Origin of the sequence: Streptomyces sp. NPDC001868 (assembly GCF_040297125.1) — a bacterium.
GTDB lineage: Bacteria > Actinomycetota > Actinomycetes > Streptomycetales > Streptomycetaceae > Streptomyces.
Window position 1 is genome coordinate 57,937 of record NZ_JBEOYO010000037.1, and the last position, 24,876, is coordinate 82,812.

15 protein-coding genes are annotated in these 24,876 nt (G+C 70.8%); 6 read left to right on the top strand and 9 right to left on the bottom strand.

The genetic code is table 11. The features are described from left to right. Positions 1-107 precede the first annotated feature (107 nt). From ABT147_RS32780 to ABT147_RS32805, 6 genes are all read left to right on the top strand, one after another. Entirely contained in the window at positions 108-1,067 is a 960-nt protein-coding gene (locus tag ABT147_RS32780) for an ABC transporter ATP-binding protein (RefSeq protein WP_351412955.1), read from the top strand. Beyond that, positions 1,067-2,011 (top strand): ABC transporter permease, encoded by a 945-nt coding sequence (locus ABT147_RS32785; RefSeq protein ID WP_351412958.1) that lies wholly within the window; start codon positions 1,067-1,069, stop codon positions 2,009-2,011. The genes ABT147_RS32780 and ABT147_RS32785 overlap by 1 nt, the downstream gene beginning before the upstream one ends. Positions 2,012-2,225: 214 nt before the next feature. After that, positions 2,226-3,332, top strand: a complete 1,107-nt coding sequence (locus ABT147_RS32790; RefSeq protein ID WP_502983199.1) for an LLM class F420-dependent oxidoreductase — start codon at positions 2,226-2,228, stop codon at positions 3,330-3,332. Between the two features lie 80 nt (positions 3,333-3,412). Beyond that, positions 3,413-4,126 (top strand): thioesterase II family protein, encoded by a 714-nt coding sequence (locus tag ABT147_RS32795; RefSeq protein ID WP_351412962.1) that lies wholly within the window; start codon positions 3,413-3,415, stop codon positions 4,124-4,126. Positions 4,127-4,177: 51 nt separating this feature from the next. After that, on the top strand, positions 4,178-5,002 hold the full coding sequence (locus ABT147_RS32800; protein ID WP_351412964.1) for an SDR family oxidoreductase: 825 nt from the start codon (positions 4,178-4,180) through the stop codon (positions 5,000-5,002). A 177-nt stretch (positions 5,003-5,179) separates the two neighbouring features. Continuing rightward, complete coding sequence (locus ABT147_RS32805) at positions 5,180-7,840, top strand: non-ribosomal peptide synthetase (protein ID WP_351413008.1); 2,661 nt, start codon at positions 5,180-5,182, stop codon at positions 7,838-7,840. Positions 7,841-8,192: 352 nt separating this feature from the next. On the opposite strand, the gene fxsT (ABT147_RS32810) is transcribed toward ABT147_RS32805, so the two are convergent. The 9 genes from fxsT (ABT147_RS32810) to ABT147_RS32850 all read right to left on the bottom strand — a co-directional run bounded on the left by fxsT (ABT147_RS32810) (position 8,193) and on the right by ABT147_RS32850 (position 24,873). Then, positions 8,193-12,053, bottom strand: a complete 3,861-nt coding sequence (gene fxsT / locus ABT147_RS32810) for an FxSxx-COOH system tetratricopeptide repeat protein (protein ID WP_351412966.1) — start codon at positions 12,051-12,053, stop codon at positions 8,193-8,195. Further along, positions 12,050-13,042 carry a hypothetical protein gene (locus ABT147_RS32815; RefSeq protein WP_351412969.1) on the bottom strand — a complete coding sequence of 331 codons (993 nt, stop codon included), beginning with the start codon at positions 13,040-13,042 and terminating at the stop codon, positions 12,050-12,052. Before ABT147_RS32815 ends, fxsT (ABT147_RS32810) begins: the two co-directional genes overlap by 4 nt. After that, a complete protein-coding gene (locus ABT147_RS32820; protein WP_351412971.1) occupies positions 13,039-14,028 on the bottom strand; it encodes an AAA family ATPase in 990 nt (329 codons plus the stop codon). Before ABT147_RS32820 ends, ABT147_RS32815 begins: the two co-directional genes overlap by 4 nt. Before the next feature lie 5 nt (positions 14,029-14,033). Beyond that, positions 14,034-15,335, bottom strand: coding sequence for a toll/interleukin-1 receptor domain-containing protein (locus ABT147_RS32825; protein ID WP_351413011.1), 1,302 nt, complete (start codon positions 15,333-15,335; stop codon positions 14,034-14,036). A gap of 72 nt (positions 15,336-15,407) precedes the next feature. Continuing rightward, positions 15,408-16,643: an FxsB family cyclophane-forming radical SAM/SPASM peptide maturase gene (locus tag ABT147_RS32830; RefSeq protein WP_502983198.1), complete on the bottom strand. Its 1,236-nt coding sequence runs from the start codon at positions 16,641-16,643 to the stop codon at positions 15,408-15,410. Between the two features lie 343 nt (positions 16,644-16,986). Beyond that, on the bottom strand, positions 16,987-19,935 hold the full coding sequence (gene fxsT, locus ABT147_RS32835; protein ID WP_351412973.1) for an FxSxx-COOH system tetratricopeptide repeat protein: 2,949 nt from the start codon (positions 19,933-19,935) through the stop codon (positions 16,987-16,989). An 87-nt stretch (positions 19,936-20,022) separates the two neighbouring features. Then, positions 20,023-21,306 (bottom strand): FxsB family cyclophane-forming radical SAM/SPASM peptide maturase, encoded by a 1,284-nt coding sequence (locus ABT147_RS32840; RefSeq protein ID WP_351412976.1) that lies wholly within the window; start codon positions 21,304-21,306, stop codon positions 20,023-20,025. A gap of 127 nt (positions 21,307-21,433) precedes the next feature. Beyond that, complete coding sequence (locus ABT147_RS32845) at positions 21,434-21,628, bottom strand: hypothetical protein (RefSeq protein WP_351412978.1); 195 nt, start codon at positions 21,626-21,628, stop codon at positions 21,434-21,436. 188 nt (positions 21,629-21,816) lie between these two features. Beyond that, positions 21,817-24,873, bottom strand: a complete 3,057-nt coding sequence (locus tag ABT147_RS32850; RefSeq protein WP_351412980.1) for an SAV_2336 N-terminal domain-related protein — start codon at positions 24,871-24,873, stop codon at positions 21,817-21,819. Positions 24,874-24,876: the final 3 nt, after the last annotated feature.

Consider the following 24,876-nt stretch of genomic DNA (forward strand, 5'->3'; position numbering starts at 1 on the left):
CAGCAGTGAAAGATTCAAGCAAACCTAAAGCAAGACCATCGAAGGGGCAAGAAACCTTGACACTCTCATGATCGACTCCGCTCTGGAGTAGGCGTAGAAACGGTTCCGTGCATACGTCAACCGCGTCGGCCATCATCATCGATGACCTCCACAAGAAATACCGGACAAACCATGCGTTACGAGGGGTCGAGCTGGAGGTGACAGCTGGCGAGGTCATGGCTCTGCTGGGGCCGAACGGAGCTGGCAAAACCACTCTGGTAAAGATTCTGACGACACTCCTTGAGCCGGACTCCGGGCGCGCTTTCGTGAATGGCTGGAATGTTTCCACCGAACCTGAGAAGGTACGCTCGACCATCGGAATGGCCGGCCAGTATTCGACGGTCGACGGATTGTTGACCGGATTCGAGAATCTGTATCTCCTCGCGAAACTGCGCGGTGTGGGCCGCCGTACGGCCCGACGTGTCGCCGACGATCTGCTGTCCCGGTTCCGGCTCACCGACGTGGCGGGGCGCCCGGCCGGCGCCTACTCCGGCGGGATGCGCCGACGGCTCGACCTGGCCGCCGCCCTGGTCGGCTCCCCACCCCTGGTCGTCCTGGACGAGCCCACCACCGGACTCGACCCCGAGAGCAGGCTGGACACCTGGGAGGCGGTCGGAGAACTCGTCGCCGACGGCACCACGATCCTGCTGACGACCCAGTATCTGGAGGAGGCGGACCGCCTCGCCGACCGGATCACCGTCATCGACCGGGGCCGGGTGGTGGCCGAGGGCACCAGCGACGAGCTGAAGGCCACCGCCGGGAACCGGCTCGTCGTGTACGTCGCCGGGGACCACCAGCTCGACGCCGCCGCCCGTGCCGCCGCCCAGGCGACCGGCGCGATCCCGACGGTGGACCGCCGCGCCCGGCGCGTGGAAGCCGCGGCCACCGACGGCCGGGCCGCACTCGGCCGCGCCCTCGCCGCGCTGGAGAGGGAGGACGTCGAGGTACTGGAGATCGGCCTCAGCCGGTGCACCCTCGACGACGTGTTCCTCGGCCTGACCAGCCACGCCCGGCGGGAGGCCGCGTGATGGCCGCCGCCCCCGTACGGACCCCGGACACCACCACGCCTCCGCACCGGGCCGACCGCGCCCCGGGCCCGGCCGCCGGCGACACCGAAGCCGGCATCGACACCGGCACCGGCACCGGCACGCTCCGCCCGACCCGCGCCCGCCGGAACCCCGTGATCCGGGTCGTCGCCGAGAGCGCCGACCTCGCCCTGCGCAATCTGCTGCACCTGCGGCGCACCCCGGGCCTGCTCATCTCCTGCCTCGTCGAGCCGGTCGTCTATGCCCTGCTCATCGGGTACGTCTTCGGCAACAGCCTGGGCGGCCCGGCCTACCGCTCGTACATGATGGGCGGCCTGATCGCCCAGACGGTCGCCTTCACCACCACCTTCACCACGGTCGGGCTCTCCAGGGACCTGGAGCAGGGCATGGTCGACCGCTTCCGCGCCCTGCCGGTCTCCCGCGTGGCCCTGCTGCTGGGCCGGACCACCTCCGACCTCATCACCTGTCTGGCGAGCGTCGCCGTCACCACCACCTGCGGCCTGCTGATGGGCTGGCGGGCACACACCGGGCCCGTCGAGATCGCCGCCGGGGTCCTGCTGGTGCTGCTGTTCTCCTTCGCGATGTCGTGGATCGGCGTCTTCGTCGCCCTCATCGCGCCGAACGCCCAGGTGGCCGGCAGTCTCGGGCTGATCTGGCTGTTCCCGGCGACGTTCATCTCCTCCGGGTTCGTCTCCGGCTCGACCCTCCCGGGCCCGCTGCCCACCGTGGCCGCCTGGAACCCGATCACCTCGCTCGCGAACGCCCTGCGCCGGCTGTTCGGCAACACGCCCCCGCCGGGCTTTCGCGTACAGCACGACTGGCCCGCCCAGCACCCCACGCTGTACACCGCGGGCTGCTCGGTGCTGCTCATCGCCGTCTTCATCACCCTGTCGACATGGCGTTACCGTACGCGCACCAGCCGCTGAGGCGGTCGCGGCGAGGGCTGGTGCGGCACCGGCTCGTACGGATGCGCGGATGCGGACGCGGCCACGACCGAGCCGAAAACAGCGGCCGTCACGGCGACCCCGGCCCCGGGGCATCAGCAGCCCCACGCCCAGCTCTGACACCGATCCGCGCGCGCCCGCCCGCCCGCCTCGGAATCCTCATGCCCGGACAGGAGTTCCCATGACCGTTCCCACCCTGCGTCTCGGTCTCAACCTCGGCTACTGGGTCGGAGGCAATGACGCGTCCAACATCTCGCTCGCCTCCCTGGCCGAGGAGCTCGGCTACTCGTCGGTGTGGGTATCGGAGGCCTACGGATCCGACGCCGTCACCGTGCTGTCCTGGATCGCCGCCCGCACCTCCCGCATCGATGTCGGCAGTGCGGTCCTGCAGATCCCGGCCCGCTCGCCCGCGATGACGGCGATGACCGCCGCCACCCTCGACACCCTGTCCGGTGGACGGTTCAGGCTCGGCCTCGGCGTGTCCGGTCCCCAGGTCTCGGAGGGCTGGCACGGCGTCAGATTCGGTTCGCCGCTGGGCCGTACCCGCGAATACGTCGACCTGGTGCGGCGCGCCCTGCGCCGGGAACCGCTGGAGTACGAGGGCAGGCACTTCACGCTTCCGCTGCCGGACGGCCCCGGCAAGGCGCTCACCCTGACCATCCGTCCGCCGCGCGAGCGGATCCCGGTCTACCTCGCCGCCCTCGGCCCGAAGAACCTGGAACTGGCAGGGGAGATCGCCGACGGCTGGCTCCCGGTGTTCTTCTCCCCCGCCCACGCCGTCAAGCAGCTCGAACCCCTCCGGGCCGGCCTCACCACGTCCGGGCGCACCCTCGACGGGTTCGACATCGCCCCCTGCGTACCCCTGGTGACCGGCGCCGACTGGCAGGCCTGTGCCCGGCGGGTACGGGGGTACGCCGCGCTGTACCTCGGTGGCATGGGCGGCCGGGAGGACAACCACTACACCCAGCTGGCCGAGCGCATGGGCTTCGGCCCTCAGGCCCGTACCGTCCAGGACAGGTTCCTGGCCGGTGACTACCCGGGCGCCATGGCCGCCGTACCGCTCGAATTCCTCGACGCCACCTCGCTGCTCGGGCCGCGGGAGCGGATCGCCGAGCGGATGACGGCGTTCGCCGAGGCCGGCGCCACCACGCTCAACCTCATGCCGGTCGGCCCCGGGCTGCCCGGCCCGGACCGCGCCGCCGCCGCGATGCGCGTGGCCGCGGAGGCCGCGGAACTCTCGGGCGTGCTCGCCTCCGGTCCCACCCCGCCGAACCCCCGCCCCCAAGGCACACACGACGCATAAGGCGTGCCCGCCTCCGACCTCGCCCCGCAAAACCCCCGCCCCCCAAGGCACACACGACTCGCAAGGAGACACCCGCACCCATGACCACCCCTGACACGACCAAGCTGATCTGCCTCCCGTACGCCGGAGCGGGCGCCTCGTTCTACCGCCCCTGGACGGCCCTCGCCGGGGACGCGCTGGAGGTCGTGGCTCTGCAACTGCCCGGCCGGGAACGGCTGATCGACGAGGAGCCGTACCGTGACGTGCACACGGCCGCGGACGGACTCCTGACCCAGCTGCGGGAACGGCTCGGCGACGGCGACGACCACCGAGTCGTCCTGTTCGGGCACAGTCTCGGCGCCGTGCTCGCCTACGAACTCGCCCACCGGCTGGTCGCCGAAGACGACATCGAGCTCGTCCACCTGTTCGTCAGCGGATCCCCGGAACCCTCCCTCGGGCGCGAACGGCACGCCACCGGCCTCTCCGACGAGGACTTCCTCGCTCGCGTCGGCGAGTTCGCGGGCTATCACCATCCCGCGCTCGACGACCCGGAGATGCGCGCCATGATCCTGCCCACCCTGCGCGCGGACGTCGAGATGCACGAGGCCTACACGCCCAGCACCGACCTGCCGCTCCAGGCGCCGCTCACCGTCATCCGGGGCGAGGACGACGACCTGGTCGACTACGACGACGCCGCGGCCTGGAGCAAGGCGGCCGGCGAGGACTTCGAGCATGTCGAGGTCCCCGGCGGCCACATGTACCTGGCCGACTCCGCCCCCTCGCTGGTCCGCCTGATCGTCTCGACGGTGCTGTAGCCCCGCCTCCCCTCCTCAGCACGACACCCAGACTCTCCCAAGGAGCATCCGATGCGTTTGCACGGCAAGTCGGTCCTCGTCACCGGCGCAGCCCGCGGGCTCGGCCGGGCCACCGCGGTCGCCTGCGCGGCCGAGGGCGCCGACCTCACGCTGCTGGACATCTGCGCCGACCTGCCCGGCGTGCCCTATCCGCTGGGCACCCCGGGCCAGTTGGAGCACACCGCCGCACTGTGCCGGGAGGCGGGCGCCGCCGTCCTCACCGCCGAGACCGACATCCGCGACCTGTTCGCCGTACGGGAAGCGGTGACCCGGGCCGAGGACCGGTTCGGCCGGATCGACGTGGTCGTCAACAGCGCGGGCGTCGCCGCGCCCTCCGGCAAACCGGTGCACGAGATCGACGAGGACGAGTGGTCCCTGATGATCGACGTGGACCTCTCCGGGGCCTGGCGGGTGATCCGCGAGGTCGGCAAGGCGATGAGCGCCCGGCGCGCCGGCAGCATCGTCAACGTCGCCTCCACCGCCGGGCTCGTCGGCTACCGGCACTTCGCCGGCTACGTCGCCGCCAAGCACGCCGTGGTCGGCCTCACCAAGGCCGCCGCGCTCGACTACGCGCCGACGAAGGTACGCGTGAACGCGGTCTGCCCCGGCTCGGTGCGCGACGACGTCCGGGCCGAGGGCCGGATGCTCGCCGAGATCGCCAGGGCACTGGACGTACCGGTGCACGAACACGAGAAGACCTTCGTCGAGGCCCAGCCCATGAACGCCCTGATCGAACCCGAGGACGTCGCCGCCGCGGTCGTCTTCCTGGCCTCCGACGAGTCCCGGCAGATCACCGGGTCGGTCCTGACCGTGGACGGCGGGTTCAGCATCCGCTGACCCCGCCGAGCACGACGAGTCCGCGGGACCACGCGGACGACTCCCCCGAACAACAAGGAGTACGCCTTGTCCGCCTCTCAGCCCGACCCCCTCCCCGACGGGATCCCCCAGGGTTCCGAGCCCGGCGCCCCGCGCGTCCCCGGCGGTTTCGGTGACCCCGGCGCCCGCTGCCATGCGCTGCGCGTCCGCTGGGAGCGCTCCCCCCGCACCGCCGAGCGGTCGGAGCCATGGAGCGAGGACCTCCCCGTACCGGCGGCCGACCCACGCGCCGAACGCCGCCGCGCCACCGAGCTCGCGCGACCGTCCGACGGCGTGCGCCGGGTGCTCCTCCGCTACAGCGACGGCCGGTCCGACCTGATCGTCGTCGCCCCGCGCGAGCGATGGGGCCGCGGGGCCCTCCACCGGCTCGCCGACGGGCGGCCCGTCCCACCGAGCGAGGCCACCCCCGTACCCCGGGCGTCCACCCGCCCGCCCGCCGCGCCCGCCTGGGGGCTGGGCGGCGACGGCCCCACCGCCTCGTCCGTCCTCCTCACCCTGGAGGACGAGGCGGGCGACGAGGCCAGCTGGCTGACGGCGCTCGACGTCACCCTGCGCCGGTACGATCCCGAGACCGAGCCCGTCATCGGCACGGACCACGGCACCTTCACCATCGAACCCGCCCACACGCTCGGCGAGCTGAAGCCCTCCCCCGCCACGGGTGCCGCGCTGGCGGGTCTGCTCTTCGAGGGCACCGGCGGCACGGAGTTTGCCGGCGAGGGCGAGCGCGGAGCCGCGAGGGTGGCCGGAACCGGGGACGAAACCGCCTTCGAGACCGAGTACGTGCCCTGCCTCGCTCCGCCGTTCCCGCTCACCCTCTCGGTCTTCCGGGACTCCAGTGGCCTACTGCTGCGCTGCGACCACCTGGGCAGCCACTTCTCCTCGGAGATCGCCGCGCAGTTCGTACGGCACCTCGCCCACGTACACGGGCAGGTCCTGCGCTCCCCGCAGACCCCGGTCGACGACGTCGAGCTCCTCGACGAGGCCGAACGCGCCCGCACGGCGGCGCTCGGCCGGCCGACCCGCACCCTGGTGACCACTGAGGAGAGCATCCCCGAGGCGGTCGCCCGCGCGGCGGCGACGACACCCGACGCCATCGCCGTGACCGACGGGGCGGCGGGCCTGACCTATCGCCAACTCGAGAAGCAGGCCGACCTGTTGGCCCGCGGCCTGCGGGCCCGTGGAGTCGTCGGCGGCGACCGTGTGGGCGTGTGCCTGGAGCGCTCCGCCGAACTCGTCGTCGCCCTGCTCGCCGTGCTGAAGGCCGGCGCGACCTACGTCCCCGTCGACCCCGCCTACCCGAAGGACCGGATCGCCCACACGGCGCAGGACGCCGAGCTGGGCGTGGTGGTCACCCGGCTGCCGGAGTTTCCGGCGGTGCCGGGCTGTGTCGCGCTGACCCCGGACGAGTTGCTGGACGCCGCGACGTCCGGGACGGACGACACACCGCTCCCGTTCCCCTCCTCCGACACCGCCGCCTACGTCATCTACACCTCCGGCTCCACCGGCCGCCCCAAGGGTGTCGTCGTACCGCACAGCAACGTGATCGCCCTGATCGACGCTACGCGCGACGAGTACGGGTTCTGCACCTCGGACGTGTGGACCTGGTTCCACTCCAGCGCCTTCGACCTGTCGGTGTGGGAGATCTGGGGCTGTCTCGTGACGGGCGGCCGGCTGGTCATGGTGCCGTACTTCGTCTCCCGCGAACCCGACAGCTTCCGTGACCTGCTCGTCGCCGAGAAGGTCACCGTGCTCAGCCAGACCCCGTCGGCCTTCGCCCAACTCCTGCGCGTCGACCACAGCGACGTGTCCGTCCGGCTCGTCGTCTTCGGCGGCGAACCGCTCGACGCGCGCATGCTGCTGCCCTGGTTCGACCGGCACCCCGAGTCGGTCTGCCGGATGGTGAACATGTTCGGCATCACCGAGACGACGGTCCACGTCACCGAGCAGACCCTCACCCGGAAACTGGCCCTGGCCGCCACCCGCTCCGTCGGGCCCGCCCTGCCCGGCTGGCACCTGTACGTGACGGACCCGGCCGGACGACTGCTGCCGCCCGGAGTGGCCGGCGAGATCTGCGTCGGCGGCGTCGGAGTCGCGCTCGGCTATCTGGGCCGGCCGGACCTGACCGCGCAGCGGTTCGTACCGGACCCGTTCACCGGCGGCATCATGTACCGCAGCGGCGATCTGGGACGCCTCCGCCCGGACGGCCGTCTCGAACACCTCGGGCGCATCGACAGCCAGGTGAAGATCCGCGGCTTCCGCATCGAGCTGGACGAGATCCGCTCGGTCCTGCTGGAGGACCCGGACGTGCGGACGGCCGCCGTCGTCGTGCGCCGCGTCGATCCGGCCGATGCCGCCACAGCCAGGATCGACGCGTACGTGGTCCTGTCCGCCGGGGGCGACCCTCGCGCCGTCCGCAAGCGGGCCGCGGGCATCCTGCCCGACCACATGCTCCCCGCCACGGTCACCTCCCTGGACGCGCTCCCGCTGACGGCCAACGGAAAGCTCGACGCGCAGCGGCTCCCCGCACCGGCGGCGCCCCTCTCACCGGCGCGGGACACTGTCCCCGTCACGGGCGACGCCGACCTCACCGAACGGCTGCGGGAGATCTGGAGCGAGGTGCTGGGCGTGCCGGTCGGCCTGGACGACGACTTCTTCGACCTGGGCGGCAACTCCCTGTTCGCCGTCCGCATAGGCGCGGCCCTGCGCGCGCAGGGCCTGCCGTCGCTGCGGCTGAAGGAGCTGTACCGTCATCCGACCATCCGGGAAACCGTCAACAGCCTCGCGACCTCGGACAGCTGACCTTGCGGAGCCCGACGCGGAGGCGGTGGTGCGCTCACCGCCTCCGACCGGGACTGAGCGGGACAACCCCTCACGGTCGATGTCACCGGCCCACCGAGCCGACGTCCGGACGAGCGGGTCCGCACCGGTCGCCTCGGCAACGACTCGCGCATCGAGCACCCGGACGACGCCGTGAACCAACGCCTGGGCATGGGCGACCTACGCGCTGCGGCATGGTTCGAGCCGGCTCGCAGGTCTCCCCGGCGTACTACCCCCTGGCGGCGTTCCTGCTGAGCGTGACGGCGCTGCCGGCGGGGGCATGCTTCCGAGGCATCCGCTGAACGCCCGCACCACCGCACCCACCCGGGTCCCCTCACGCGGGCTGCGGTTCGAAGTCCCAGTACGGGCGTTCCCCATGGCGTATGGCCAGGGCGAGCGGGCTCTCGGTACCGAGCGTTTCGCCCAGTTGCCGAGACGTCTCCTGATCGAGACGGTCGGCCGCGTCCCGCTGCCGCAGCGAGCGCAGGTCCGCGGCGAGAGCCACCTTGCAGGCCAGCGTCAGCGGATGGGTACCGCCGACGGCTCGCGCCGCCCGCTGCAGGGAATCGCGGCTGTACCCCGCGGCGGCCTCGGCGTCCCCGACGAGGCTGAGGGCCCCGGCGACGTTCAGCGCGCAGCCCAGCGTCCAGGGATGGTCGACGCCCATCGCGGCCGTCATACCGCGATGGGCCCGCCGGGCGATGCGCAGCGCCTCGTCGCGCTCGCCCGACTCCCACATGATCAGGCCGACGTTGCCGGCCGTGCCCACGGAGAAGGGATGGGCGTCGCCGAGCAACTCCGTGTAGTCACGGGCCACCGTGTCGGCGAGACTCCAGGCGCGTTCCAGGTCACGCTGCTCGCGCAGCAGGGACGCGTAGTCGGCCACCACGAACAGGGCCTCCGGATGACGGGGGCCGTGCAGTTCCCGGGCCAGCTCGACCATCTCACGCATCAGTGTCCCGGCCCTGGACAGTTGGCCGGTCCGGCGCAGACACAGTGCGAGATCGTGCCCGGCGACCATGGTGTTGGGCGTGTAGCGGCCCATCTCGTCGTGGCAGGCCGCCAGGTTCTCCTCCTGGCGCGCCAACGCCTCGGTGTAGCGGCCGAGCAGGCGCAGCGTCCAGCAGCAGCGCAACTCGGCGTACAGAGTCTGGGGGTCGGTCCGGCCGGAGTGATCCACGCGCCACGACACGAGCGCGGAGTACAGCACGTACGACTCTTCGTATCGGCCGAGCATGGCGAGCACGTTGGCCAGGTTGGACCGGACCTGTACATCCTGGAGAGAGCTCCGCCCATGTGCCACGGAGATGCCCCGGACGGCCTCCGTGTACAGTTCGTGCGCCTCGCGGTAGGACCCCAGCGCCACCAGCGTGCCGCCCAGGCCGTTCTTCGCCCGCAGCAGATCCGGGTCGTCGGCCGACCGTGTCCCGGACAGCCGGTCGACGACCGCCCTGCCCACCGCCTCGGCCTCGCGGTAACGCCCCATCCTGCGCAGCATGTTCGCGTGCTGATGGGTGAGGATGAGCATGTCGCCGCTGTCCGGGGACATACGGCTGTGCCAGCGCGCGATGGTCAGCTCGCACAGCCTGAGCCCGGTTCGGGCCTCGCCCCGGCTTCGCAGATACTCGATGCAGTTCAGGACCAGACGGGAGACCGTGTCGCGTGTGCTGTCCAGAGCGCCCGACACCTTCAGGTGCGGTATCAGTTCGGCGTACCGCCCCCACAGAGCCGTGGCGACCGGCCGCTGCGGGTCCGCCGCGGCCAGCACGTCGCACGCCGCGCGCCGCAACGCGTCCCGCTCGTCCTCGGTCAGCCCGTCCCGCAGCATCGCGTGATGGAGTCGGTGCATCTCCGCCCGTTCCGCCCCCTCGGTCCCGTGGACCAGGCGCACCGCCGAGGTCTCCGCCAGCCGTGTGAGCGCCGCTTCCCACGCCTGCCGGTCCTCGGCCAGGGCCGCGATGCGCGGAGGAAGGCCCGCGGGGTGGTCACGCAGCAGGCGTACGGGCACGGCGTCCGGTGCGAAGCAGGTGAACAGCTTGAGAAGTTCGACGACCTCCGGGTGGCGCTCCTGCAAGGAGGCCAGCGTGATCGACCAACTGCCGCGCAGTGTCTGGGGATACGCGGGCGAGCCACCGGTCGGTGGTGGCTCCGGGTGACCGGGGAGGCCGTCGCCGACGAGTTCCAGGTAGTCGGCGACCGGCATGGGGTTGGCGTCGAGCCAGCCCGCCGTCTGGGACAGCGACAGCGGCAGGTCCTGCACCGCCTCGGCGAGCAGATCCGCCTCGGTGGCGGTCAGCCGAGGAGCCCTGTTCCGGACGTAGGCGACCGACTCGGCGCGGGTGAAGCGTGGGATGTCCACGCGGTGCAGCCGTTCGTTGTCGGCCCAGGCGGGGCTGCTGGAGGTGACGACGACGTGTCCGGCCCCCTCGGGCAGCAGGTCCTCGATCTCCGCCACGTCATCGGCGTGGTCGAGGACCAGCAGCCAGCGGTGGAACGGCTTCCCGGCCCGCAGCGCCGCCTGCACCGCACGGATCCGATTGCCGATGCGCCGCCCCGCCGTGAGCTTCAACGGCACTGTCAGCGCCGCGAGTTGCTCGCGAGCCGTGCCCTGGAATCCCGCGTTGACCCACCAGACCACGTCGTACTCGTTGCCGTACCGGTGGACGTACTCGGCGGCTGTCTGGGTCTTGCCGATGCCCGACGGCCCGAGCAGAACGCAGCGGTGGCGGTCGGCGGCATCGGGTTCCGGGCCGGGCCCGAGCAGTGTCTGCCGGATCCGGGTCAGCACCGCTTCGCGTCCGGTGAAACGGAGATTGCGATGGGGGGCGTTGGAGACGGCGAGTTCGGTGCCGGGGAAGCGTGGGGTCTCGTCGCGGCGGTCATCGTCCGGTGTGTCCGACGACGGCGTGCCGAGGAGGGCGAACAGCCGGCGCCTGGCCTCGTCCTCGTCGACGCCCCGCAGGTCCGCCGTGGCGAGCTGGGCGAAAGGGGAGCCACCCTCGGGCGCGCCGACGAGCACCACCGCGAACCGGCCCGGACGCCGGGCCGAGACCTCGGACAGCTCCGCGTTCCACTGCTCCTCGCTGCGTCCGCCCAGCCGGCGGTCGGCGTCACCCAGCACGAGCAGTACCCTGCCGGCGCGCTGCGCGGGCTCGAGCACCACATCCCTGAGCGGGAGTCCGGGGTCCGGGTACCACACCCGTCGGGTGACACCGTGTCCGGCGCTCTCCGCCCGGTCGGCGATCCAATTGCCCCAGGCCTGGCTGGCGCCGGTGTGGGCGACGACCAGACTCCGGTCGGGGTCGACGGGCCTGCGCGGCCCTGACGCCGAGTCACCGGCGGGGGTCACCCGGACCGGGAGGTCGTACACCGCGCCATCGGCGGCGAGGAGCCGTACCGAGCCCCAGCCGACGTGTTCGGTGAGAGTGCCGCCCCGGCTCACCAGCAGGGTCCGGGGGAGCGGTTCGTCGAGCAGGTCCAGGACGCGGGGGTCGGTGTCCGGGACCTCGATGGTGAATCCGCCCACGCCGTCGGCCCCTTCGCCGAGCCGCAACTCGGGGCCGTCCCGGCGCACGGGCAGGGCGACGCGCGGCAGGCGTGTGGCGATGAGTCCGATGTCGGTGACGGTGAGCCGCTCGGGTGGGTCGGGCCGCAACGCCACTCCGGAGAGCCGGGCGCTGGTGACCGTGGCGAGCTGCCACGCGGTGGTGGTACGGCGGACGGGTTCCGGCAGGCGCTGCCAGGCCCCGGCGACCCAGCGGGCGACGCCGTCCCGCCCCTGCTCGACCAGGGCGCGCAGTGCTGGCTTCAGCTCCCGGTCGATGGCCGCGTCGGCGCCCACGCCGTCCCTGACCGCCAGCCAGGTGACACGTTCCTCGGCGAACAGCGCCGGGGAGGAGCCCTGGTGGACGCGTTCGACGACGGACCACAGCCGGTGCACGGGGGCCGTGGAGGGTGCGTCGGCGAGCCGGGCGGACAGCTCGGCCCGCAGCTGGGGCAGCAGGTCGCCGCGGAGCGTGACGTAGCCGAAGCCACGCCGGTCGACCAGCTCCCCGAACCACAGGGCGGTCTCGGCCGACACGTCCAGCCGGGGTGCCACACCGATCCGTACGGCCCGCATCAGTTCCGGTTCGATGCGGCTGGCGACGCTGAGCAGGACGGCGAGTTCGCGGCCCTGCCAGGCCGGGGGGCTCACCGTCCGCCGCCGACGACGCGGCCCACTGTGGTGCCCCGGTCCCAGGCCACGACCCTCAGCTGGGAGTGCCACCAGGCCGGCCAGAGCCGTTCGCGCAGCGGTACCAGGGCGACCGCGTCGCAGCCGTGCTGACGGATCCTGAACAGGGTCTCCCTCCACTCCTGTTCGGTGCTGCGGTGCGGGTCGAAAGCCGGGCCGATCATGCCGAGGCCGGACAGCAGCAGCACGCGGGTCCCGTAGCGCGGTGGGCGATAGGGCCGCCAGGTGCCGCGTGATCCGGGTCCGGCACCGCGGGAGGGGCAGTCGGCGAAGCGCAGCACCCGGGTTCCGGCGACCCCGACCAGGCTGCGGACCTGTTCGATGACGTCCTCGACGTCTCGCGCGAAGGGCTCCATGGACGCCGAGATGTCGGCGAGTATCTGCACGCCGTAGCGCAGCGTGGGCAGCGGACGGCGCGGAATCCACTCCAGCGGCAGCCCCCGGGCCAGATGGTCGGTGGCCCGCTCGACGTCCAGGTCGCCCTCGGCGGTGACGCGTGCGAGCGCCGCGTGCAGCACGGCCGCGGTGGTCCGGGGGGCGAGCAGTGGCAGGTGCGGCGGCGTGTCGGCTTCGGCGGCGGGTGCGGATCGGGGCCGAGGGGCGGGGAGCGGATCGACGGCCCAGCCGGTACGGCGTGGTGGACGGTGCGCGGTGGGGACGAGCGGCCTGGTGTCCACGTCGCCGGGCTCCGGGCTCGTGCCGCGCGGTGTCGGGGTGGCCGGCGCCGTCCGCCCGGTGCCGGCCGCGGTGCCGGGCCCCGGCATCGCGGTCGGACGCGGTACGGCCGTGTCGTCCCCGGCGGGCCGGGGCTCGACGGAGTCGGGTGGGGCGCCCTGCCCGAGGCCCAGCAGGGCGGCCACGCGTTCCCAGCCCGCGGCGTCCTCGATGCCGAGTGCGTCGGCTGCCCGGGCCACGTCCCCCAGCCATGTCTCCCGCGATACGGGGCTCACCACTCGTCCCCGGGGATCTGCTGCCGTTTGATCAGAACGCAGTTCTTCAGCCACTCCCACCGTTCGCTGCGGAGGGAGATACCGAGGGTGAGACAGGCACGCAGCGCGTCCAGGAACTCCGCGGTGCTCGGTCCGCGCAGGCCGACCGACACCGCTTGTTCCCGGACCTTGCCCAGTTCCACGGCGAGTGCCTCGGCCAGCCGCAGGTCGTCGTCGCCCGCCGTGCCGTGCCAGGTCTTCATGTGCTGCTCGGCGATCCGCACCAGGCTCGGAACGTCGTGGTCGGGCAGGGTCTCCACCACGCAACGCCGCAGGAACGCCTGGGGCAGCTCCCGCTCGTCGTTGGTGGTGACGACGACCAGGTGACGGGAGAACCGCGGGTCGAGTTCACCGACGGGTGGCTCGATGTCCACCTGCGTGCCGGTCTCCACCACGGTGAAGCGGTGCGAACCCAGCGGCACGAGCAGGCCGTTGGGGACGTCCGGGTCGGCCTTGTCGATCTCGTCGATGAGCACTACGGCGTGATCGGGGCTGCGGTCGGTGTTGCCGTCGGCGCCGGGATCCTCGCACTCCGGCGTCCCTTCGCCCGGCGGCCGGCCCCGATGGCGCGCGGACCGCGGTGCGAGCGCCCACCACAGCACCCCGGGCTCCACATAGGAGTCGTCGTCGAGTGCGGCGGCGCCCTGGCGGTGGGCCTGCGCGTCGGCGAGGCGTCGGACACTGTCGTACCGCCACAGCAGGTCGGTGGTACGCGTGGCGTAGGTGATGACGTGGTAGTAGTAGCGCCAGCCGCGTAGGCGGGCGATGTACGGCGCGAGCGAGGACTTGCCGGACCCCGGCCGTCCGCGCAGCAGCAGGGGCCGGCCGGTCGCGAGCGCGACGTTCACCGCCTCCTCGATACGCGGTGACATGACGTAGATCTCGCCGTCCCCGCGGTCGGGACTGCGGAACCATGCCTCGGCCGCCCTGTTCCCGTGCTCACTCATCGGGCTCATCCCCTCCCGGCAACGCGGCCCGGCCGCCCCTCGTCCCTCCGGCCGATGCCCCAGTCATTGAGCATTCCGTACGCGACTCTGATCGCGACCCGTTCGTCGTCCACCCCGAAGGGCGGGACGAGCAGCGACGCCTGGGCCAGTCGCCCGGGTCTCGGATCGTCGTGCGTGAGTTCGTCCCGCGGGATGAGGAGGATGTGCAGCCAGGGAATCTGCCCGCACAGCCAGTCGACGACACGCTCCGCCTCCTCCAGGGAGCAGTACTCGGCGAAGATCACGACGTATGTGTCGCAGTTCGGCAGCTGCGGGGCGTGCGCCAGGGGTTCGCTCGCGGTCATTCCGAAGCGGGCCCTGATGGTCTGCTCGCAGCGGTGGCGCAGTTCCTCTTCGGGGTCTTCCTCACCCGGCGGCGGCGCGCTCACCACGATGGGCCAGTAGCGGCTGTGGTCCATGCAGAAGGCCCGGCCCAGGTAGTACTCCCCGGTGTCGGGGCTGCGCACGTTGAGGACGACGGTGCGCGGTCCGGCGCCGTCGCCCGAGGGCAGGACGTGCCGGGCGGACGTGGCGTCTATCCACACCGGCAGCACCAGGTTGACGAGTTGGTCGAGGGCGGTGCTGTCCATGTGCCGGGCGACCTCGCCGACGGCGTTGCGCAGTCGGACCGCGTCGTGCGTGTGCAGCATCTGCGCGGCCAGGAAGCCGCAGCTGACGTCCGTCACCGGAGCATCCGTGAGGTACCGGTCGTGCAGCCCGAGGGCGCGCCCCATCCTGGCGAGCCGGCTCATCGTACGGACCTGGCTCAGCTGGGCCGTGATGTCCTCCGCCCAGCGGATGACGGGGTCGTCCTCCTCGGGCTGGGGCGGCAGCGGCGGGAACGCCGCCACGATCACCTCGGCGGCGCAGGCCGGGTCGGGCGGGTCCTTGCTCTCGGTGACGCTCGGCCGCTGCACCAGCTGAAGGGACATCAGGTCCCCGAAGCCCGCCGCGTCCATGTCCTCCGGGGTGACGCCCCCTATGGGCGCGGGAAGGACGAAGAAGGACCGGTTGAAGTGGTGCCGCCACATCAGGATGTCGACTTCCCGGTGCACCCACCCCGACCTCAGCGCGTCCCGGTTGGCCAGCACGACCGCGGCACGGCACTCCAGGAGCCACTCATAGAGCTTGGGGTGCCATTTCTCTCCGGGAAGGAGCCCGTCGGCGTCGACCAGTACCTCGTACCCGCGTTCCCGCAGCCCCTGGGCGAGATGCCGACGCACGGCGGTGCCGTACGGGTCTTCGCGCGTGCTGTGGCTGATGAACACTTTGCTCAATCCCCCGACCCCCCAAGTACCCCCGCCTAAGGGGATTTTGACGGGGTCTCATCCCACCCGCAATCATGCGTCGGCCACGGCCGAGCTGAGCCGTCCGGCGATGTGCCTGATCAGATGCTCGAGGTCGGGGCAGTAGACGGAGGGATTGAGGAATCCGGTGCCGTCCTGGAACCGGTGGGCGTAGTTGCCGCCGCCGCACACGTCGACGAGCGCGCATTCCTGGCACGTACGGGACAACGCGGCGACGCCGAGCTGGCGGGCCGCGATACCCGGGTGATGAAGTGCCTGGTCGAAGGCGTGCCGGAAGATGTCGAGGCCGGTGACGGGTGCTCCGGCGTAGGCGGTCTTGAGCGAGTCGACCTGTTCGATCGTCCCGTCGGTGTCGACGACCACGGCCACGACGGGAGATGTGCCGACCGCTTCCGTGATGCTGGAGCGCCCCAGGAGCAGCCCGATGATCGCGGCGAACAGCCGGATCATCGTCCGGGCCTCCGCCGCGTCGAACCAGCGATCGAAGACGGCCGCGAGCCATTCGCCGTACGGGGCCTCGTGCGCGGTGTCGGTTCCGGGTGGCGGGGAGGACCAGTTGGCGTGCGGCAGGAGCAGATCGAGGGAGGGCGGCTCGAACTCCAGCAGCGACTCGTAGACCTCGATCGGGTCCGCGGCGGTGTCGATGGTGCAGAGGATGCCGGCATAGGCCTCGGGGTGCTGCCGCAGAATCCGTAAACCCCGGGTGGCCGCCGGCCAGGCGGGGCGACCCGCATGATCGACACGGCGGTGATTGTGGCGGGCGAGCCCGCCGTCGAGGCTGACCCCGATCTTGATGTCGGCTTCGGCGAGCCGCGCGACGACGGCGTCGGTGAGCAGCGTGCCGTTGGTCTGCACACTGGCGTACACCCGGCACGCTCCCCCCGTACGCCCGGCCACGGCCCGCCGCACGGCGGCGACGTAGCGGATCAACGGCCCGTCCCCCGTGAGCAACGGCTCCCCACCGTGCAGGTTGACGTACACATCCCGCAGTCCGTGCGCCGCCGCGTGCTCGGCGATGCGGTCGGCGGTCCGATCCATGAGGGCGTCCGACACCGTACGCGGACGATCACGCCAGCTCTGGTCGGGGCCCTCGTAGACGTAGCAGTAGGTGCAGGCGAGGTTGCAGCGGCTGTGGACCTTCAGGACGAACTGCTGGAATGGCGCGGTCACCGCCCCCGTGGCCCGCCGGACCGCCGCGACGTCGAAACCCTGAAGAGGCCAGAGAGATTCCCCCGCCTCGGGGTGTGACGCGTCGGTGGCGGTGCTCAAGGCGCGTCCTCGTAGAACCTCACCGAATCGCGCGGGAAGCGTGTGGCGAACAAGGACGCCACGGCTGCCAATACGGGGTGACCGGCAGGGGCTCTGAACGACGACACGTCGATCCCGCTGAGGTCCGGCAAGGGCTGTACGGCCTGACGCATATCCCCTACGGGAAGCGCCGTGCCCCGGGAAACTGGCAAGGCCGTGCTCCAGGAAGTGACATCACACAAACCTCACGCACCTCGCGAGGCGGGCGACAGCATACAAGGCGCCGTCAAGCGATCCGGCGTCACCACGCGGCACCCACATGGGTGGCATCGTTCCGCGCGGCGGCCGGGCCTACGAATGCCCGCTATGTCGGTTGGGGTTCGAAGTCCCAGTAAGGACGTTCCCGACGTCCTACGGCCATGGTGTGGGGGTGGCTGGAACCGTATCGCTCGGTGAGCTTCCCCAGGGTCTCCTGCTCGAGCTTCCTCGCTTCCTGCCCACGGCGCACGGAGCGCAGATCGGCGGAGAGAACAGCTTTGCAGGACAGCGTCATCGGGTGGTTCTCGCCCATGGCCCGCCGCGCCAGCTCCAGTGTCTCGCGGCTGAGTCGAAGCGCGCCTTCCTCGTCTCCTGCGAAGTTGCGAGCACCGGCAAGGTTGATGGCACAGCCGAGCGTGAACGGATGGTCCGGGCCGACGAGTTCGCGCATGTCGGCTGTGGTGGTCTCAGCGATACGAAGGCTCTCGTCACGCTCGGCGTACTTCCATAGGACGAGGCCCAAGTTGCTCTCCGTCCCGATCGTGAAGGGATGGTCGGGGCCCACCAACTTCGTGTAGCCGGCGTTCACTTGGCTGGCCAGTTCCCGGGCCTCGGCCAGGTCTCCATGCTCACGCACGAAGGTGGCGTAGTCGGCCTGGGCGTGGAGCGAGCGGGGGTGACCGGAACCATGCTTGCGGAGGCTGCGCTCCACCACTCGACGCATCTGGCTTCCGGCCTCGGCCAGGTTGCCGCTGCGGCGTCGGCACAACGCGAGGTTGTGCTCGGCCAGCAGGACGTACTCATGCGACTCCCCGAATTTCTGGAGTCGGCTGAGGTTGCCTTTCTGCATGCCGCTGGCTTCCTCGTACCGGCCGAGAAGCCTGAGGATCCAGGCGCAGTGCAACTCCGACAGCAACGTCAACTGATTGACCGGCCCGAAGAGCCTGCTGCGCTGCTCGAAGATCTGCCTGTGCTGTTCGGCTGCCTCTTCGTAGCGCCCCAGCAGCGCGGCGCTCGTCGCATGGTTGGTGCGGGCCTGCAGCGCCTCAAGAGAGTCCTCCCCCGACAGCCTCCCTCTGATCTCTGCCACTTCCTCGTACAGCCTGTCGGCCTTGTCATAGGCCCCCAGGGCGAGCAGAGAGCCGCCCAGGACGTTCTTCGCGGTGAGCAGGTCGCGGTCCTCGGGTTCTCTGAAGCTGGACAGCCTGTCAACAACAAGCTGGCCCGCTGCCTGGGCCTCTCGAAAACGGCCGACGCGTCGCAGCATGTTGGCGTGCTGATACGTCAGCACAAGCATGTCCGGGTCATCGGCTCCCAGACGTGTTCGCCAACGGGCCACGGCCTTCTCGCACAGGGCGAGTCCCTCCCGGCCCTCGTCCCGGGCCCGTAGGTAGTCGATGCAGTTGAGCACGAGTTTGCGCACCACCGGCCGGCTGCTGTCGAGGGCTCCCGAGACCTCCAGGTGAGGAAGCAGATCGGCATATGTGGACCATGTCTTGTCGTCGGAGGGACGCCGCGGATCAGCTCTCGCCAGCACCTCGCACGCCGCCGAGGACAGTCCTTCGCGACGGTCCTCCGACTGCGTACTGTTCAAGAAGCTCTGGTACAGCCGGTGCATGGTCGCGCCTCCCACCTGCGGTTCGTCCTCTGACGAACTGTCGTAGTCGAGTTGTACCGCAGTCGACTCCGAAAGGCGCTGCAACGCCGAATACCAACGGGTAGGGTCGGCGGCGAGTGCGGCCAGGTGGTCAGGAAGGTCCGATGGATGTGCCGTCTGGATCAGTCGCACAGGAATGGAGTCCGGGGAGAACAGCGCGAAAAGGCGGAGAAGTTCCGCTGCCTCCGGATAGTTCACCTCCAAGGTGTTCAATGTAATTGACCAACTGGTCTGAAAGCCCATCGGATAGTCGTCCGAGATGCGAATCCCGATCTGGCTGGCTCCGCCCTTGCGGACCAATTCGATGTAATCCTTGGCGGGCATGCGGTTGGTATCCAGCCAGGCGGCCGTCTGCGCGAGGAGCAGCGGCAGGTCCTGTACCGCCTCCGCCAGTTGGTCGGCTTCTCGTTCGGTGAGGCGAGGGGCACGGCGGCGCACATAGGCAACCGATTCCTCGCGGAGAAACGACGGAACCGGAATCTCTGCGAGACTCCCGGACGTGGCCCAGTCCTGCGTCAGCGTCGTCACCAGGACATGCCCGTTGCCCCTTGGCAGCAGATCCTCGATCTGCGACATGTCGTCCGCGCTGTCGAAAATGATCAACCAGCGGCGATGCCGTTTACCTGTACGCAGCGCCTCCTGCACCGCGCGGATCCGTTCGCCCACTTCCCGGCCCACCGAGACGTCCAGATGAGTCGCGAGGTCACCGAACTGCTCACGGGCAGTGGCCCGGAATCCGGCGTTGACCCACCACACCACGTCATAGTCATTACCGAACCTGTGTGCGTATTCGATGGCGATCTGACTCTTGCCAACCCCCGAGATTCCGCGCAGGGAGACACGCGACCCACTGTCGCCACCCCGGTTCAGCAGGGACTGGAGTTCCTCCAATGCCCAGTCGCGACCAGTGAACCGGAGGTTCCGCCGTGGAATGTTGAGCACGGACGGCGGATCGTTGGGGAAGCGAGGGGCGCTGCCCCCATCGGTGAGCACATGGGCGGCCGACACGCCAAGTCGAGCCAGGATGCGCCGCCTGGCCTCACCTTCCTCCAGGTCCCGCAGGTCCACGGGCTGCAGGCGCTCACCGCCCGGCGGGATGGCCCGGGTGGCGACGCTGACCGCGGCAATCCGGTCCTCGTGTTCCGACACGACGTCACGCAATGCGGACATCCACTCCTCGTCGGTGCGTGGCCCCAGATTGAAGTACCAGTCGTCAAGGACGAGCAGCACGCGTCCCGGCGAGTCCAACAGGCTCCGCAGGGCTACGGCCAACGGGACGCTGATCGGCGGGTCCCACCGCAGAAGAGTGGTTCGATACCCCAGGCTTTCCAACTGGTGCGCGATCCATGTCGCCCACGGACGATTGAATCCCGCATAACTGATCGAATAGTGGTTCACGTGCCCGGCTCCTTCATTCCGGTCCACCATGCGACCATCTCCTCACGGGAACGATTCAGCCTTTTAGTAATGTGACACACCATCCATTTATTCACCGGACGGTCCGTTGAATTTCGCGGCAGACGACTGCAACCGGACGGCGATATGTCTGAACAGTCGCTCCAGGTCCCGGCAATACACACTGGGATGACGAAATCCACTGCCCTCCCGATATCGATGCGCGTAGTTCCCCCCACCGCACACGCGCATGACCGGGCAGGAGCGGCAGGTCGTCGACAATGCCGCCATGCCCAGTTGACGCGCCGCCATACCCGGGTTGTCCAGCACTTCGTCGAATGAGTTCCGAAAAACGTCCAGGCCGGTCAGAACCGCCCCCTCGTACGCCCGTTTGAGTGAGTCGAGTTGCTCGATGGAGCCGCCGGTCTCGACCACGACCGCGACCACCGGAGACAGCCCCACTGCTTCTGTGACACTGGGCAACCCCAGCAGCAGAGCAACCATCTCGGTGAAGATCCGGATGTGCGGCCGCGGCTCGGGGGCGTCGCCGTCCCACCACACATCGAACACCGCGGCCAACCAGTCACCGTAGGGCGTCGCACCGCGATCCCCCATTCGTGCGGCTTCGGGAGCGCGTTCCGGAAGTCCGGGAGGCGGTGCCGACCAGTTGGCATGCGGCAGGAGCAGGTCGAGAGAAGGCGGTCGCAGCGCGGCGAGGGACCGGTAGACCCGTTCCGGCTCCTGGGCTATGTCGATGGTGCACAGCAGGCCGGCATAGACCTCTGGATACCGCAGGAGGAGTCCGGCCGCCCTCGCGGCCGACTGCCACGAGGGGCGCCCGGCGTGATCCAGCCGGTGCTCATTGAGCTCAGGCGTGCCGCCGTCGAGGCTGAGGCCTACCTGGAGCCCGGCCTCAGCCAGTTCGGCCAGGACGCCCTCGGTGAGCAGGGTCCCGTTCGTCTGTACAGTCGCCTGCACCACGCGGTCGGCGGGCACTGCAGCGCGGATCGCGGCGGCGTACTCCAGCAGGATGTCCGGGCCCGTCAACAGCGGCTCGCCCCCGTGCAGATCCACACGGACACCACGGAGTTCGTGGTCTCTCACGTGTTCGGCGATGCGCAGCGCGGTCTGGCGCATGACGTGCGGTGTCACCCGGGGCGGATGAGTCCGCCAGGACATGTCCGAGCCGTTGTAGATGTAGCAGTACGAGCAGGCCAGATTGCATCGGCTGTGCACTTTGAGCGTGAACTGCCGGAGTGGAACAGCGCGGTGGCCGGCGTTGCGGAGAGCGGGAACATCAAGGACGGCGTGCGGCCATGGCGCGAGAAGAGAGTCGATCGTGCTGTCGACACGCGTCTGCGACAACGTAGGCATGTGGCCCCCCATTCCTGCCTGGGACGTGCATGCCCGTGCGGGCGCGAGGAAAAACGATCAAGAAAGGCGTGACGGAAAGTGGCCTGAATGAACCGCCCGGCGCGACTTGGTTCCAGTCGGGCTCACCTCAGTCGACCAACCGGACGAGAGGTGTGTCGTCATAGAAGGCCATCGCGCTCATCGATCTCCCTTCCAGATTCGCCAGCACCTCACCCAACGCGGAATCTCCACATCCGGCCCCCACTTCCGCCCACTCGACCCAGGTGAGATCCGGAAGCGGCTCGTCCCATGCGGTGGACTCGCCGATCACAGGGTTCGACACGGTGGCTCCTCCCAGGAATGTCGGCCGTCGTTGATTACCCGCGCAGAAGGGGTGCCAAATCCTTTCTTCAAGCAATGCATGCCCGTAGAAGACCGAGTTCCATCGATTGATGGCCTCGCGAGGCCGAATCAGATCTATTTCATGTCCTGATCAGGCCAACTCAGGAGCGCCGTGGCCCCGGCTCCCTCTCACACGGCGGGCCCGCTCAACGCCCGCATCCGCCCCAGCGTCTCCCGTCCCTCCGCGCCCCGTGTCTCGCCCGAGGCCTGCCAGTGCGACCACGCCGTCCGGTAGGCATCGAGGGCTCGGGCCGGGCCCGCGGTGCGTTCGAGGACCGTGCCGCGGCGGTGCATGGCGCGGGCGGCGAGGAGGTGGTCGGCGGAGGACTCCGTGGCGGCCGCCGCACGACGGTAGGACTCGGCGGCGCGGTCTTCGTACTCCGAGGTGGCGCTCTGGGCGCGGGCGAGGACGAGCAGGCCGTCGCCGCGTTCCAGCCAGGCGTGGGCCTCCGTCGAGGTGTCGCCCGCCGCGCGGGCACCCCGGGCCGCGCGGGACAGGAGCCACTCGGCCTCGTGAAGGTCCGTCAAAGTGCCTCCGGAACGGTGGTGTTGGTGCAGAGCCCGGCCGAAGAGAAGAAGACGGGCAGGCAGTTCGGCATCGCTCTCCGGTGTCTGGGCCAGGGCCGCGCGCAACACGCGCACCGCGTTCGTGACCGCGGTCACGTCGGCACTCGCTTCCGCACGGCTCAGCAGAGCGCGGCCGCGAGCGGTGAGCAGTCGCGGCCGACGCGGATCGTCGGCGGGCAGTTCCGCCTGAGCCCGGGCGAAATAACCGTCGGCGGTGTCCAGTTCGGTCGGATCGGCGGTCCGGGTCCAGCGCTCGGTGTGGGCCTCGGCCAGCCGCCACAGCCCGCGCAACCGTAGTTCTCCCGTGTCTCCCGCGGTCCGCAGGGCGTCGGTCAACGCACTGACGACGCCCGCGGCGCCCCGGTCACCGGTGACGACCGCACGGGCCTCGGCGAGTTCCAGACGGGCACGACAGACGACGGTACGGGGTTCCTCGGTCTGCGTGGCGAGGGCCGCGGCCTGTTCGAAGTCCGCGGCGGCCTGGACCGCGAGGGCCCGCGACTCGTCGGAGGAGTCCCGCAGCCGGGCGTTCTCGCTCAGCGCCATCAGCAGTCCGCCCCGCGCCAGCAGAGCCGAGCCGGGCAGCGGCTGATCGCCCGGCCAGCCCTCCAGCAGGGCGTCGAGCCGTACCTGGGCGCCGTACAGCAGCCGCCGGTCGCCGCCCAGCCGGTACCGTTCGCGGACGACTTCCACGACACACAGCAGTACGTCGAGCAGGGGACGCGGATCGGAGCGCAGCAGGGAGTAGGCCCGCTCCAGGCTGTCGGCCGCCTCTGTCAGCACGGCGGCACGGGTCTCGGCATCGGGCGCGGCTTCGGACTCGGCTCGCAGGACCTTGCCGAGGACGAAGTGGGCGCGGGCCAGATCCGGTTCGATGAGCGTCAGGGCCGCGCGGGCGGCGTCCTCGGCGTCCTGCAGCGCGCCGCGATCCCGATGCAGGTCCCACAGGGCGACCAGGCACTCGGCGAGCAACGTTGCCGTCTCCACCGTGCGGGCGGCGGCGCGCAGTGTCCGCACGGCCTCCCACAGATCGCTGATGCCGCCCCGCTGTTCGAAGCGCCTCAGATGGCTGCGGGCCTTTGCCAGGGCCTGTTCGGAATCGGCGACCGCTCGCACCGTGTTGTCCTCCCGTCCCGCCGAGGGACCGATGATGCCGCTCGGCTGAAACCTGCGCAGTACGTCGCGGGGCACCTCGGCGAAGGGCCTCGGCACCGGGCCGTCCGCCGTCTCCCCGAGGTCGACGGGCCCCCCGGTCAGATGGCCGAGCACCAAGGCGGGGACGTTCCGCGCCCGACGCCCGAACACCCGGTCCACATATCTTGAGCAGTGCTCGAGCACCGTACGGGCCTCGTCCAGGTCCAGCCCGCGCAACAGCAGCTCCCGTACGCCGGGGACGAACTCGTACCAGGCTTCGTCGGCCTCGCTTGCCATCGGTTCGAGCAGGCCGCCACAGAGCACTTCGGCCAGCTCGCCGGGGCCGGTCTCCGGGAGCACGGCGTGCTGGACGAGCCGCATCACGGGGATGGACAGCGGCGCGGCCGACAGGTGGACGGCGAGTCGCTGAGCCGCCGATGAGGCCACGGATCGGAACTCCTGGATGAGCCGCTCCGGCGGGTGGGCCGGACGGGGCCGTGGTACGGCCCCCTCGTCCCGGGCGCCGGCCCAGGCCACCGACGCCGCCAACGCGCCGCCGCCCCGCCCCGCCAGCAGCCGTGCCCAAGCGCCGAGCGCGTCACTGGTCGGCGGCAGGACCGGGAAGGGCAGTCTCCGCCCGTACGACGGCCTCTGTTCGTACGACGGCCTCTGTTCGTACGACGGAGGCGTCGCCGATCGCAGCGGGTCGAAGGCGAGCGCGCCACCGGGGCCGGGCACGAGCCTGAGGGTTCCGGACTCCGTGGGCAGCGAGGTGTCCGACCACAGCCGCTCGGGCAGCGGCTGCACGACGGCCAGCGGACCGGTGCCGAGCCGACGGTGGATCAGCCGCTGAGCGGCGCCGTGGTGCCACAGCGGTCCCGAGCAGTCGCTGAGCAGCAGGGTGACGGTACGCCCGCTGACGTCGCACAATGCGCCTGCCGGGCCGAGCCAGGCGGTCTCGCCGGACCCGTGCAGCACACCGGCTTCGCCGTCGGGGTGCGGGCGCAGCCGGTGGACGGTCACGGTCCGGAAGACCCCCGCCTGTTCACAGGCGTGGCGCAGCTCCTCCACCATGCGGTCCCAGAGGGACATGGACAGCGAGTCGTCGACAAGGAGCTGCATCCTGGCCTGCCCGCTCCGGGTACGACGGAAGACCGGCACGGTGCAACCCCCGGCGGCGTGGGTCCGCGCGGTTCCGGGTTCGTCGAGCCGGGCGTTCCTTCCGCCCCCCGACGGCCGAGTCCACGGACCGTAGCCCCTCAGCGGGCGCAGCGCGTGTGCCAGGGACGGCGTGTCCGGGGCACCGGAGCCGGTCACGTCCCCCGTGCCGGCCGTCTCTCCGGTCGCCGGGGCGTCGTCCCGCGCGAGGCCTTGGTCCTGCGCGAGGCCGGTGCCGGTGCAGTCGGCCAGCCAGAGGGCGTCGGCGAGGTCCGTGGCGTCGACTGTCGCTCCGGCCGCGCGCAGCCGTCCGATCAGTGCGGCCACGGG